The following is a 14,349-nucleotide window of genomic DNA, read 5'->3' on the forward strand; positions in this document are numbered from 1 at the left end:
ATTTGTTTGAAGTGATGAAAAACACTTACATTTTGTTTTGATCATATTCTCCCAATAGGGAATAATACCCAAATAGGCCAAGTCCAATGGAGATAATCGGTGTCAAGATACCTAGGATAATGATTCCAAATACGACATCTTCCTGGTGACCAGTGGAAATCTTTGGCAGTGCCAGTTCAAAAACGGAAAAATAAGCGGTAAATAGCGCTAAAGTAATCCAGAGTATGCCAAGTAATTTTTTGATACTATTCATGATTAGTGGGAGTTGATTTGTTATTGATATAAATACTGCCGATGATAAAACATACCATTGCGATAATAATCGGATACCATAGTCCCGCCAGATAAAATTGTGGTGTCTGAGCTACTTCGGCTTTGGTAGTTAAGTAGGTGGATACGGCGGGTAGGAGTCCACCGAATATTCCGTTTCCAACATGGTAAGGCAAAGACATGGATGTGTAGCGGATCTTTACCGGGAACAGTTCGACGAGAAAGGCTGCAATGGGTCCATATACCATGGTAATATAAATCACCTGAATAAAGATGAGGAGAATGAGGTAGATATAGTTCCAGTTGGCAATATGAACAGTTGTTGTGACTGTTTGCTGGCCTTTTAGTTTGCCTGATTGGTGTATTGTTTTAGCGCGGGTGATTTCGGTTCCGTCGTCATATTGTGTTTTGACAACTGATTTTATTTCTGTCTTTTCTGTAACCGTAGGACTTTCGACTGTTTCATTCAGTTTGACTTTGTGCGCTGCATTGGAAAGTTGGTACATCGATTCATAGATTGGGCGATAGGTCAATACAGCGAGTAACATACCGCCTAGCATAATCCACTTTCGTCCAATTTTGTCACTGAGCCATCCAAATACGACAAAAAATGGTGTCCCTAAAAGTAGGGCTATCCCAAGAATGGTATCTGCCTGATCCGATTGTAGGTGCATCACTGTTTTCATGAAACTCATGGAATAGAACTGTCCGGTGTACCAAACAACACCTTGACCCATGGCGGCACCAAATAGTGCGAGCAGCACAAATTTGAGATTATATCGGTTGCCGAAACTTTCTTTTAAAGGATTTGTACTTGTTTTACCTTCTGCTTTAGCTTTGCTAAATTCGGGTGATTCCTTCATTTTTTTACGAATCAGGTAGGAGACATACACCATAACTAAAGAGAGTAAGAAAGGAACCCGCCAACCCCAGATGTCAAATTGTGATTCGGTGAGTAAGCTTTTGGTCAGTAGGATGACGACTAGTGATATAAATAGGCCAAATGTCGCCGTTGTCTGTATCCAGGAGGTCCAGTATCCTCGTTGCCCTATAGGCGCATGCTCGGCCACGTAGGTGGCTGCGCCGCCATATTCTCCACCGAGGGCAAGACCTTGTAACAGGCGAAGGATCAAAACGAGCAGGGGTGCCCAAAATCCGATGCTTTCGTAGCTTGGAATACAGCCTATGAGAAATGTTGCTCCGCCCATGAGCATTAAGGTAACCATAAACGTATATTTTCGACCGATAATATCACCCAGTCGGCCAAAAAATAGTGCCCCAAATGGGCGAACGACAAATCCAGCCGCAAATGTGGCTAATGTGGAAAGGAAAGCAGCTGTTGGATTTTCCGCGGGGAAGAATTTGGTAGAAATTACGATCGATAGGCTCCCAAAGATAAAAAAGTCATACCATTCGATGAGTGTGCCCATGGAGGATGCGCCGATGACTTTCCAGATACTTTTTGTGTTGTTTTCGTTCATTAATTGTTTGTTTTTGGTTTAGTTTATACTATTGAAAGTAGCATGTCCTTCTTTTTACTTCACATGTGCGTTGAATTGCACCGGCCTTTGGCTTTTTTGGGAATGTGTATCAGTTTTTCTGCGCTTCTACCATTCCAACGGTTTTATATCTTTTGCCAGGCAGGGCATGAATGAATGATTGCATTTCGAGTTCCAGTAGGATTAGTGCCAATTTGCTTTGCGGCCATTTTGTAAGTTCAATCAAGTGATCTAATTCGAGTTGTCCCTTTTGTTGAATGAGCGTAAACAGGAGTTGCTGATCTTTCGTCAGTGTTAAAGGGAGGCTAAGCTGTGGTGCAGCAGTTTTTTTGGTGATTTCCCAATTCATGAGGTATTCAAGATCCTGAAGTCCTCGAATCATATGAGCACGGTTGGTTTTGATGAGGTAGTTGGTGCCTTCGGAGCTTTTTTCATAAATGGAACCTGGAAAAGCACATACATCACGGTTGTAGCTGTTGGCCAGTTCTGCAGTGATCAGAGCCCCCCCTTTACTGGCTGCCTCCACGACAATGGTGACATCGGCGATTCCAGCTATAATTCGATTGCGCATAGGGAAGTTACCGCGTTCGGGTAAGGTATTGGATGTAAATTCTGTCAGTAAGCCGCCATGGTCTAACATTTTCGCGGCAAGCTCACGATGAGATGCTGGATAAATTCGATCGAGGCCATGTCCTAATACGGCAATGGTAGGTAGATTGTTCTTTAATGCATTGCGATGTGCCAATGCATCTATACCATAGGCAAGACCGCTAACAATCAAGGTGTCTTTGGATCCATTCATGGCGTCCAGCAGATCTTCGCATATTTTCTGGCCATAGTGGGTTGCATGCCTAGTACCAACAATACTAATGATCTTCGAACTGTTTAGCGGCTGGTTGCCCTTATAGTAGACAACAAGCGGAGCATCTTCACATTGGCGAAGTCTGTTTGGGTAATTTTCGTCTTCCAGCCACAAGGCTTGTATCTGGTGTTTGTCGATAAAAGCAAGTTCTTTTTCGCAGGCGGGCATATAACTTTTGTTGTATATTGCTTCAGCGATTGACTCCCGTATTCCAGGAAGCTGCATCAATTCTCGTTTTGAATAGGTGAACACATCGGCTAGACTATGTCCTTGTTCAATGATATTACGTGCCGTTCGAGGGCCAATGCCCTTGATTTGCGTCAAAGCTATGGGATAAATTAGTTTCATAATTGGGTTTGTTTAAAGATAAGAAAAATATAAGTAGCTGCTGTACTTTTTGTTAGAATTGCTCGGAGCACTGTATTTTTTGTTCCAATTAAGCAATATCGATAAGAGGGGTAGGGACCAGGTTTAATATGGTAGGAAATATCGGTCTATTTTGGGAAGAGCGAAGAGGAATTGGTAACTTTGTTCGAATAATAAATATTTTAACGATGGAAATGAAAGAACCTTTTGATATTGAATTGGGAGATATAGTTTATTCTGTCTTCCCTGAGGAAGAGGATACATATGTTATTTTTAAAGATGGCACGGAATACGTCAAGATTATTAAAGATAATGATACCAACTGGTTAAAATTGCATCCAGAGACAGAACTACCTATGTTCGGAATGGATGAGGAAGTCAATCTCATTGGCCTTGAAATCAAAAGAGAGTTAGGGTATTAACTTTTTTAGTTAAAGATAGTTAAAGGCGGTTAAAGACTTTTCAATTTTATTTACAATTGATTAGTTTTAGTTAATCAATTGTAAATATGGTACGGATCGCATTTCTATCTTTATTGTTTTTTTGTTTCTATTTTTCATTTTGTCGGCAGGGTATTTTTGCCTATCCAATAGTTTCTTATGATCAGGATACTATTGAGGAAAGAGGAAGTAAACGGGATACGCTTCGTTTGGATACTGTTTCGATCAAACGCAAATCAGCAGGGGATAAATGGGGTGAAAAAAAGGAGGAATATAAATCCATCTTTTTTTGGGGCGATACGAAAAATATGGTTACCCTTCCCCATCGAGGTGGGATTGCTGTCAATCTAAACAAGCTTTATAATAAATTTAGCCGGAAGGGACGAAATTCAAGGAAGCTCCAGCGTCAGTTTGAAAAGGAATACCATCAGGATCTGATCCGGGAAGAATGGTATCCGCTAACGCAGGAGTATAGTAAGTTGTCGGGAGATTCGTTGCGCAAATTTAGGATATACTATGAGCCTTCCTTAAAATGGCTTCGAGAGAATGATCGTTATGAGAAGATCGCTTATATCCATCAGTGTTTAAGAAACTACCTCGATTCTGTAGACATAATCCATAAGCGGCTTCAGTTTCCGATGGGTAATGCCAAGCTTTAACTACATCGGTACATAGACCAAATATTTTGTATCGAAGAACTCTTCTTTAAAGTAATCTGACAGTGGATGTAATTCTGCTTTAAGTTTGGATTCTTTGATTTCTTCAGTGAGATCGCCTCCTTTTAAATAAAGAATGCCATTGGGAATTCCGTTTTTATCTTTTTTTGAAAACTTGTTTCTTATCCAAGGTGTAAATTCAGCGAGTCTTGTTACCGCTCTTGATAGCACAAAGTCATATTTGTCGTCCAGCTGTTCGGCACGGATATGGTCCGCTTCGACATTATTAAGCCCTAATCCGGCTGCAACTTCCCGTACGACTTTTATTTTTTTGCCAATCGAATCGACCAAGTGGAATTTGACTTCTGGAAACATAATGGCCATTGGGATGCCCGGAAAGCCCCCTCCTGTCCCCACGTCCAAAATTTGTGTTCCAGGTGTAAACTCTTGGACAAATTTGGCGATACCCAGCGAGTGTAATACATGATGTAGGTAGAGGCTATCAATATCTTTACGCGAGATGACATTGATTTGGCTATTCCAAAACGTATATAAATCGGCTAGCTTTGCAAACTGCTCTTTCTGACTTTCAGTCAGTTTTGGAAAATAATTATAGATGATATCGACTGTTGGATTCAAAGTGTGATGTTTTAAATGTGAACTATTTCCAGCTTATTTTTTTCTTTTTTCTGCTGAACATACCATTGATGCAAATATAGAAATAGTAGATGAAGTCTACCAAAGGCAACCACCAAATCAGTTCCTTTACTGCTAGTTTTTTATAGATGTTGTTAAATATTATCCATTGTGCAATAAGCCGAAGGAGGTAGGCACTCAAAGGCACATACCAGTACATTGGGAAAGCAACTGTGGTCGCAATGACTGCTATGTAAAACAGGAATGCGGATAGCAGCTGGGTTCCCAGCATGCGTTGATGACGTTTTTTATAAATAGTAGATGCACCTGAATGCCTTGCTTTTTGTTTGTAGTAGCTTTTCCAAGTCGTTTTGGGTTCGGAATAGACAATGGATCCTGCCGACAGTACGATGTTGACATTGACCGGATTTGCATTTTGGTTGACAAATAGATCATCATCGCCCGATTTAATATGCATGTGGGCTGCAAACCCTTTGTTTCGAAAGAAGAGATCTTTTTTGTAAGCCATATTCCGACCGACCCCCATATAAGCATTCCCCTTCAGGGCATAGGAGAAATAGCTCATGGCCGTATGACTGGTTTCAAATCGAATCAATAGATTTAATACCCCTTTTTTCTTAAAATATGGGGAATAGCCGAGTACAATTTCTGTTTCAGGTCTGAAAGCAGCTGCGACTTCTTTAAGCCATTGATTGGATTGTGGTGCACAGTCTGCATCGGTAAACACCAGTATCTCGTGTTTTGAAGCCTTGATACCCATACTTACGGCGAACTTCTTGCCATGTTTTAGGCGGATATGTTCTTTGATATCGACAATTTTTAAATTGGGATATTTTGCTTCGAATTCATGCAATATCCAAGGTGTATTGTCTGTCGAAAAATCATTGACAACGATTACTTCAAAATTAGGATAATCTTGATGCATTATCTCCGGGAGGAATTGGGCGATATTATCCTGTTCATTGTGTGCACAAATAATTACAGATAGCGGTGGGAATTCCGTTCCTTCCTGTATCGGTTCAATTTGATAACGGCTCAATTTACTATATACAAATAAGATGTAGTATAATTGTATACATAGAAAAAGGCCCAATACTCCGAAAGCAATATAGGGGAGATTGGCCAAAAATACGTGAAGGTCAAGCATAGCTCACAAAGATAAGTGCTTTCCACAACTTTTTTACAGCTGAAAAATGATAATTTATTTTTGAAACATCCTGTTTGCAAATCTTTTTATAGTATTTTTGCAACGTATTCTAGGGATGAATCCGGGCTTGGGCAGCAATACAGAAAGTTACGAAGCTTTTTTAATCTGCAAGTTGTTGGAAATAAGGGTTTATGGTTTTTAGTCCAACAGTCAATAATGCCATGTTCATGGTCGATCATCCTTTAAAATAGAAATAGTCTCAGAGGAAAAATATTAATGAAATTTACGCTACAAGCACAAGATAAGCTGTCTAAAGCACGTGCAGGTGTTGTCGAAACTGCACACGGTCCCATTCAAACACCTATTTTTATGCCTGTTGGTACGGCAGGTACAGTGAAAGCAATTCATCAACATGAATTGAAGAATGATATTGAAGCGCAGATTATTTTGGGTAATACCTATCATTTGTATTTAAGACCAGGATTGAATGTATTGAATAAAGCGGGTGGATTGCACAAGTTTAACGGTTGGGATGGTCCTATTTTGACCGATTCGGGTGGTTATCAGGTATATTCATTGACGGAAGTACGTAAGATTAAAGAAGAGGGGGTTACCTTTCGTTCTCATATTGATGGATCAAAGCATCTCTTTACACCAGAAAATGTCATGGATACGCAACGTATTATCGGTGCCGATATTATTATGGCATTTGATGAGTGTACACCTTATCCATGTGATTATAATTATGCACGTCGTTCTTTGGATATGACACATCGCTGGCTAAAACGTTGTGTAGATCGTTTTGATAGTACGGATCCGCTTTATGGCTATGATCAAACTTTATTTCCAATTGTTCAAGGTTCTGTTTATAAAGATTTAAGAGTAAAATCTGCGGAGACTATTGCCTCATTTAATCGTGATGGGAATGCGATTGGCGGATTGTCGGTAGGGGAGCCTGCGGAAGAAATGTACGCGATGACCGAGGTTGTCTGCGATATCTTGCCGCATGACAAGCCACGTTATCTTATGGGGGTGGGTACGCCCGTGAATATTCTTGAAAATATTGCCTTAGGGGTGGATATGTTCGATTGTGTCATGCCAACCCGCAACGCTAGAAATGGTATGCTATTCACACAAAATGGGATTATCAATATCAAAAATGAGAAGTGGAAAGATGATTTTTCGCCAATAGAAGTGGAAAGCGATTTGCATGCAGATCAATTTTATTCAAAAGCTTATCTTCGACATTTGATTAAATCGCAAGAAATTCTTGGAGCACAAATTGCATCTTTGCATAATTTACATTTTTACCTTTGGTTGGTTAATCAGGCTAGGGAGCGAATCATTGATGGAACTTTCTACGATTGGAAAAACAAAATGGTGAAAATATTGGATCAACGTTTATAAGAGTAACTCGTTCAAGTTAAAGGAAATGCTGTCGTTAATCGATCGTTACATTATTAAAAAGTATCTAAGTACTTTTTTATTCACTATGGCCATATTTACTGTTGTCATGGTGGTTTTCGACGTGTCCGAACGATTGGATGATTTTTTAAAGTATCATGCTCCTCTAGATAAGATTATTTTTGAATATTATGCTGGGTTCATTCCTTTTTATCTGAACTTCCTTTGCCCATTGATCAATTTTATTGCGGTAATTTTCTTTACGTCCAAGATGGCGGACCAAACTGAGATTGTCCCAATTCTAAGCGCCGGGTATAGCTTTAACCGTTTGCTTCGTCCTTACATGATCGCTGCAACCCTGATATTTGCCATATCTTTGGTATTCAACATTTTTATTATTCCGAATACGAATAAAATGAAGGTTGATTTTGAAAATATCTATGTAAAGCCACCCAAGGATAATTCGAGGGTTTCTACTCACATGCAATTGGACAAAAACAGCTATGTGTATATAGACAATTTTGATAATACAACCAAAACAGGATACGGCTTTGTACTTGAAATTTTTAAAGGGGATACCCTCAAGGAGAAAATGATGGCTGACCGTATTACCTGGGACTCGGTGGCAACAAAATGGAAGATCGAAGGGTATACCAATCGTATTATCAATGGACTACATGAACGCATGGATAAAGGTACTGTTAAAGACACAACCTTGGATATGAAACCTTCGGATTTTGAGGTACGTGACAATATGTTTACCGCCATGGATACACACGAATTAAATATTCGGATCCGTAAAGAGGAAATCCGTGGTACCGGGGTGATGAACGATTTATTGCTTGAGAAATACAAGCGTTATGTGTATCCATTTTCCGCTTTTGTACTGACTTTGATGGGTGTGGCACTGTCCTCCAAGAAAGTGCGTGGGGGTATAGGATTGAGTCTGGGTATCGGTATCGCGTTAAGTTTTACTTATATCGTCTTTATACAGTTTGCAACTATGTTTTCTTTGAAAGGGGGACTGCCACCGTTGATAGCCGTATTGATTCCAAATGTTACTTTCTTTTTGGTAGCAATATATTTGGCGATTAAAGCGCCGAAATAATTTTTGTTCAGTTTTCAATAACTTCAATGAGCTTGCCTTTTAAAGGGGAATAGTAGGTATTGCTCATCATTTCTATACACATGTATTCTAGAGAATATGACTAAATTTCAATTAAATCGGAATATTCTAATTCTGCATTTAACCATACTTATTTGGGGATTTACCGGGATTTTGGGGAGTCTGATCTCCGTATCTGCCCTTCATTTAGTGTGGTATCGTGTTGCAATCGCGTCTATCGCGCTGTTGATCTATTTTTTGGTAACCAAGCAGTCGATAGTAGTTTCGCGGAAACAGTTTCTCCAATTTTTTATGGTTGGAGCGGTTGTCGGGTTGCATTGGGTACTATTTTTCTATTCGATTAAAGTTTCTACAGTTTCAGTGACGTTAGTAACACTTTCCTCGGTGACATTGTTTACGGCAATATTGGAACCTATTATAAATAAAAAGCGCATTGCGCTGTTGGACATTGTTGTTGGTTTGGTCATCATTATCGGTATTTATACCATCTTCTCTTTTGAGACACATTACCTTATTGGTCTTTTGGCCGGGCTTGGCTGTGCATTTTGTGCGAGTATATTTTCTATTGCCAATGCACGGATGGTTAAGAAATCTAGTCCTACACTGATTACGTTTTATGAGATGATGGGGGCATGCTTTTGGATCAGCATATTGATGCTATTTACAGGAGATTTTAATGCCGAAATGCGATTGGGACAGCAAGATCTAATCTATCTTTTATTGTTAGGGGTGGTTTGTACTGCTGTTGCTTATGTGATGGGTGTTGCCGTCATGAAAGAGCTGTCAGCCTTTACTGTTGCGCTGACAACAAACCTGGAGCCCGTTTATGGTATTCTCTTGGCGATGTTGATCTTTGGACAGAAGGAGACCATGAGCGGTGGCTTTTATCTTGGAGCCTGTATTGTCTTGGGGGCGGTATTCACTTACCCTTATGTAAAGACTAAATTGGAAAATAGACAAAAAGATTTGGTTATCCGTAAATTGCATTAGTTGAATCAGGTGCTATCCAATCTTTTTTAGACAGCACCCGACTTATTTGATTTATACGTGTTACTCTACAGCATCGTTTCGGAGATTCAATTTTCAACAGGTTTATTTGACTTTTGATCATCTGCTGTCGCTGTTGATCTATTGAAATGAAAACTCGCCAATCCCTACACTGCGTTCTTTATTGCGGTCCAGATAGATCGTAACAATTTTTCGTTCCTGCTTTCCACTGCTATAGTAAGTATAGATTTCAGCCATGACGGCTGCTGGACCTGCTAGGGTCAGGGAACCATCGTTAAAGAAATCAACTTCAATTTTGTATTTTCCCTTCAATGCTTTTTTCAATAAAAATTGTTCAGGACCGTAGCCGCCAGTAAAGTCATTGCTGAGCCTTCCTCCAATGGCTGTGGCAGGATTACTATAAAAGCATTTTTCTTGATTTGGATCCGTTACCCAAAGGTCGATATCCGTGTTTTGTGAATTCCAGTTGATGACAACTCGAATGTCAACCGGTAGGTCTGCAATCAATTTTTTGTCCAATCTTAGGGTAGGGCCTGCCGATTTGTTTGCCTTAATGAGATTATTGATTTCCATAACCAATGTTTCTTCAATACCGTCATCGCGGTCGGCAGCTTCCGGGGAGTAGCTCTGGGTTAAAATCCCATATAATTGTTCTAATGCTTCCTTGAACATACCTTTGTCCTGTAAGACAAGGGCATAATCGCGGTGACTTTGTGGATCCATAGGACGCCATTTTAATACCTTAGCTGTAATGAATAGTGCATTGTCGTAATCTCCCCATTCACGTAACTTATAGGAGATGGTTTTGTACAGATCTACATTTTCAATTTGTAAGTCTGCGAGTGCACTTAAGATGAGTAAGGCTTTGTCTCGATCTCCTCTTTTGAAAAAGAAGTTTGCAACATCAAAATAGAAAGTTGGTGTTCCCATGTACTGATTCCGAAGTTGAAGATAGCTTTTGTAGGGATCTTTGGATTGAATAAGGTCCTGCAAATAGGCTTGGTCTTCTTTGATTTCGGGGATGCTGATTTTTCCGCGTATGTTAGCGATGGTGTTGGCAGTTTGTATGCCAGCTACACGTCCTTCTAAGGATTGAACAACAACTGTTTCCTGAAGAGCGTCATCAGATAAGGTCGCCATTGCCAGTTCGCTGGTTGCTGCATGGGCAGTGCTTGAATTGCCGCCAACCGACAATCTTTTTTCACTGGCGGCATCTGATGATCTGAATTCTTCGGCTCGTGCTGTCGCGACGGGGCTGGCTGAAGGGCGCGACGGAATAGGTGTAATAGGATCCGCTGCGTTGGCGATTTCTTCAGCAACGGCAAGTTCGGGAATTGGAATCAATCTATTACGCTGTGGGTATTTCTTTTTTTGCTGAAAATCGGTTTTCCACCAGGAGCGCAGTTGTTCTGCACTATTTTCGGCCTTATCTAAGAGATTCGCTACACGCTCTTCACGTTCGATTGCATGTTCTTTTTGGAGTGCATTAAATTGCGGGAGTAATTCTTCTGGAGGTGTTATTGCGTAACGTATGTAATCTTCTACGGTTTCCAGTACAATTAGGCTCGTATTTCGCGTCACGATTCCGAATTGTTTACCCAAGGTTTCTATGTCCTCACGATTGTTGTCGTATTGAAGATCCAATGCTTCGATTTTCTTTTGCGCCCAGATCTGTTGTAGGTCAATTTCGCCATGATCTGGTTGCAGTGCTATGCTAATCTCTTGTGGTGCTTGTTGCCCATCTCCTACAAGTACTGTGAGCTGCTTCATTCCTGGGTGTTTCCCTAAGCCTGCGATAGAAAAATTGTCTTGTATTGGGGTACCTTTTTGAGGATAAACTTCCTCAAAATCATTTTTTTCTTTTATCCCCAGATAGATGAGGTTTATCGTATTTAGATTATTGTACGCTTGATTTACTGAAGTATTGGTTAAATTGATCATCTTTCCAATATGTTTCTGGGCGATTTGTTTTAGGACACCATAGTCTGATCCATTGGATGAAGTGATGCAATAGACTGGATTTTCAAGGCTAATTTCACTTTGACCAAATGTGGAAAGGCCATCGCTAAATAGCAGGTAATCGCTGGCCTGTATTACACCTGCCTTTATTTGGCTATAATCTGTACCGCCATCGTAATCAATTCCTTTGAGGTAGTTTTTGAGATCATTCCAATTACCTTGACTTACCTGAAAGGTATGCCCTTTTACAAATTGAATATCCAATAAGCCAAGATCAACAGTCATATTGGGGTTTTCTTTAAAGAAGAGATCTAATAGCGCGAGTTCCTTTTCGATATCTCTGTTTTTACTACTGAGCGAACGGTCCCATATAATTCCAATGCTGTGCCCCCATTTTTTCTGAGCAGGTTTTACGGAGTTGACGCTTGCATTGGCAAGAAAATAAAAGGTATTGTCATTATTTGCCTGAAATAGACCTGATGTTTCCCTGTTGTCTGTTGGCAGTTGAATGACTAAATTTCGCTGGGATCTAAACTGTTGTTGATGTAAAGAAGCTGTGTAATTGTTATTGTGTTGAGAGAATGCTAGAGAACCATCTGGTTTCTCTGTGAAATCTGGCTTATGTGTATGCTGATAGACATGAATATCCAAGACGAAATTTTCAATGGGGGACGTATAGTTTAAGGGTAAATGATAGTAACGAGCCTGATCGGATGCCGTTGTCAGATTTTCCGAATAGCTGATCTGAACGGTTCGTTTCCCATTCGCTGGTAATGGGTAAATCCGAGTTCGGAAATTATTTCCTTCGACTTTTTCCAATAGTCCTGGATCGACCCTACGTGTTTCTATACTTTCAAATACTTCGGTACCTTTATTTTTATCGACTGGAACTGCCTGGCGTAATTTCCCATTAATATCTAAGGCATAACCGCTTACGGAGACGCCTTCCGGCATGGGGAATGTCAGTTCGCCCTCGAGATCGCGATTGGTCTTATTTTCGAAGATCATTGTCATTGTCGTTTTGGCGATATTTCCAAAGATGACGACATCTACTTTGAGGTCTGCCAACATCACCTTGTTTTGCTGGCCATTGTCGTTTATAATTTTTAAACGGGGTATTTCGCGTGTAGTTCTGATCTGAGATTTCGTATTCACATTGGAAAATACCAAAATTATGAAAAGGGCAATTATGATCTTTTTCATCTTTCTATGTTTAGTAGGTGAGGTCCGTGAATACATCGATGGTTCGCGGCTCAATTAGCTTTTATTTTTCTAGTGATGCAGGAAAATTCAAAATTCCATAACCGCGGGTATTTAATTTTTATAGGGTGATTTTTGCGATAGATGTAGTTTATTTAAACTTATGTTAATGATTGGCTAATATCTGGCCATTATGTTTGCAGCAGTATTCGGACAGCCGGCCAAGCATAGATCGTTTAGATTAACCGTACTGTTTTATCAGGGATGCAAGGTGAGAGGAATAAAATTTGGTTATTCGAATAAACCTGAACAGCAGTAAGCATTATTTAAAAATTTGAACAGATGAAAAAAATATACAGTGTACTGGGGATGGCCCTATTGTGTGCTTCATGTAGTAAAGATGATGTGTCGCAGATTATTGACCCGATTGTGGAATTGACCTATCCCCAAAAGGCAATAGCAACAGATCCAAAAGTATTAAGTGATATTAATGGTATAAAAGTGTATAATGGAGGCTATGGGTCATCGATGGTTCAAGATCCTACTGATAAATCCATATTTTATCTTTTAACTGATCGGGGACCGAATATTGATGGAACTGAAAGTGATAGCAAAGTATTTGCTACTCCAGCATTTGCACCACAGATCGGTAAATTTAGGTTAAAGGATAATACGCTAACATTGGAGTCTGTTATCGAATTAAAAAATAAAGATGGCTTGAAATTGAATGGTCTGCCAAATCCTGAAGGAAAGGGTGGTTCTGGGGAAAAAGCATTGGGGGTTGATGGTAAAGATCTAGGGAAAAGTGAGAATGGAATCGATTCCGAGGGACTAGCAAGGGCTGCGGATGGTTCTTGGTGGGTCAGTGACGAATATGGACCACATATTGTTCACTTTGACGTTTCGGGAAAAGAAATCGAACGGATTAATCCGTGGTCTACGGGTAAAAAGTTGCCTTTGGTATTTGCCAAACGTCGTCCTAATCGCGGAATGGAAGGTTTGACAATTACCCCAGATGGAAAGACTCTAGTCGGTATCATGCAATTTCCACTGTATAATCCATCGAAAGATGCGATTAAAAACTCGTTGGCAATCCGTATTGTTACGCTGGATATTGCGAGCGGCGCCACGAAACAATATGTCTATATGATGGAGCGTAGCGATTTGCAAGCTGTGAGTGAAATCGCTGCCGTGAGCAATTCAACATTTATTGTCTTGGAACGCGATGGGGAATACGCGACAGAAGCAACTCGTTCTACTGTATTTAAGCGAATTTATAAAATAGATCTTTCTGGCGCAACAGATATCTCGGATGCGAATAATACCGTAAATGGGAAATTATTTGACGGTAAAACTGTCGAGGAACTCAAAGACGCGGCTACATTGGCTAAATATAATATTAAACCAGTCAATAAAACGTTGGTTGCCGATTTAATGACTGACATCAAGGAATTGTATCCGCATGATAAAGCAGAAGGCTTGGCTGTTATTCATCCATCTCTGATTGCGGTATGTAATGATGATGATTTTGGGGTAACTGGAAAAGGTTTCTATGAGTCGAAAATATTGCCTTACATAAAGACTGTAGATAAAAACAGCATTTATTTTGTTAAACTTAAGGACCCACTGAAATAGGGACTAATGCCTGATTATAAAAAGGTCCGTTAAATTCTCAACGGACCTTTTTATAATTTTATACTTTCCACGCTTTTGCTCTTATCGCTAATGATTATACGATGGCTTAGTATACCACTT

Annotated in this window: 12 protein-coding genes; 6 read left to right on the forward strand and 6 right to left on the reverse strand. The window is 40.0% G+C overall.

The genetic code is table 11. The features are described from left to right. Positions 1-25: 25 nt before the first annotated feature. The 3 genes from B2107_RS14465 to dprA all read right to left on the reverse strand — a co-directional run bounded on the left by B2107_RS14465 (position 26) and on the right by dprA (position 2,979). Positions 26-253: a DUF6814 family protein gene (locus B2107_RS14465; protein WP_293956369.1), complete on the reverse strand. Its 228-nt coding sequence runs from the start codon at positions 251-253 to the stop codon at positions 26-28. After that, positions 246-1,751, reverse strand: coding sequence for an MFS transporter (locus B2107_RS14470; protein ID WP_293956371.1), 1,506 nt, complete (start codon positions 1,749-1,751; stop codon positions 246-248). Before B2107_RS14470 ends, B2107_RS14465 begins: the two co-directional genes overlap by 8 nt. 109 nt (positions 1,752-1,860) lie before the next feature. Further along, the gene (dprA, locus tag B2107_RS14475) at positions 1,861-2,979 is read right to left on the reverse strand and encodes a DNA-processing protein DprA (RefSeq protein WP_293956372.1); all 1,119 of its coding nucleotides are present in this window, start codon (positions 2,977-2,979) and stop codon (positions 1,861-1,863) included. A 128-nt stretch (positions 2,980-3,107) separates the two neighbouring features. On the opposite strand from dprA, the gene B2107_RS14480 reads away from it, so the two are divergent. Beyond that, on the forward strand, positions 3,108-3,419 hold the full coding sequence (locus tag B2107_RS14480) for a hypothetical protein (protein ID WP_293956373.1): 312 nt from the start codon (positions 3,108-3,110) through the stop codon (positions 3,417-3,419). 86 nt (positions 3,420-3,505) lie between these two features. Next, entirely contained in the window at positions 3,506-4,096 is a 591-nt protein-coding gene (locus B2107_RS14485) for a hypothetical protein (protein WP_293956374.1), read from the forward strand. On the opposite strand, the gene rsmG is transcribed toward B2107_RS14485, so the two are convergent. After that, positions 4,097-4,732: a 16S rRNA (guanine(527)-N(7))-methyltransferase RsmG gene (gene rsmG / locus B2107_RS14490; RefSeq protein WP_293956375.1), complete on the reverse strand. Its 636-nt coding sequence runs from the start codon at positions 4,730-4,732 to the stop codon at positions 4,097-4,099. Between the two features lie 22 nt (positions 4,733-4,754). Continuing rightward, on the reverse strand, positions 4,755-5,897 hold the full coding sequence (locus B2107_RS14495) for a glycosyltransferase (RefSeq protein ID WP_293956376.1): 1,143 nt from the start codon (positions 5,895-5,897) through the stop codon (positions 4,755-4,757). 276 nt (positions 5,898-6,173) lie between these two features. Here B2107_RS14495 and tgt point away from each other — a divergent pair, with 276 nt between their 5' ends. From tgt to B2107_RS14510, 3 genes are all read left to right on the forward strand, one after another. After that, positions 6,174-7,304, forward strand: a complete 1,131-nt coding sequence (gene tgt / locus B2107_RS14500; RefSeq protein WP_293956377.1) for a tRNA guanosine(34) transglycosylase Tgt — start codon at positions 6,174-6,176, stop codon at positions 7,302-7,304. A gap of 28 nt (positions 7,305-7,332) precedes the next feature. Then, positions 7,333-8,409, forward strand: coding sequence for an LptF/LptG family permease (locus B2107_RS14505; protein WP_293956519.1), 1,077 nt, complete (start codon positions 7,333-7,335; stop codon positions 8,407-8,409). A 96-nt stretch (positions 8,410-8,505) separates the two neighbouring features. Then, a complete protein-coding gene (locus B2107_RS14510) occupies positions 8,506-9,417 on the forward strand; it encodes a DMT family transporter (protein WP_293956378.1) in 912 nt (303 codons plus the stop codon). 138 nt (positions 9,418-9,555) lie between these two features. On the opposite strand, the gene B2107_RS14515 is transcribed toward B2107_RS14510, so the two are convergent. Further along, positions 9,556-12,597: a VIT domain-containing protein gene (locus B2107_RS14515; protein WP_293956379.1), complete on the reverse strand. Its 3,042-nt coding sequence runs from the start codon at positions 12,595-12,597 to the stop codon at positions 9,556-9,558. 339 nt (positions 12,598-12,936) lie between these two features. On the opposite strand from B2107_RS14515, the gene B2107_RS14520 reads away from it, so the two are divergent. After that, positions 12,937-14,229, forward strand: coding sequence for an esterase-like activity of phytase family protein (locus B2107_RS14520; RefSeq protein WP_293956380.1), 1,293 nt, complete (start codon positions 12,937-12,939; stop codon positions 14,227-14,229). Positions 14,230-14,349 lie beyond the last annotated feature (120 nt).

It is taken from the genome of Sphingobacterium sp. UBA7855, from assembly GCA_002500745.1.
Classification (GTDB): domain Bacteria; phylum Bacteroidota; class Bacteroidia; order Sphingobacteriales; family Sphingobacteriaceae; genus Sphingobacterium.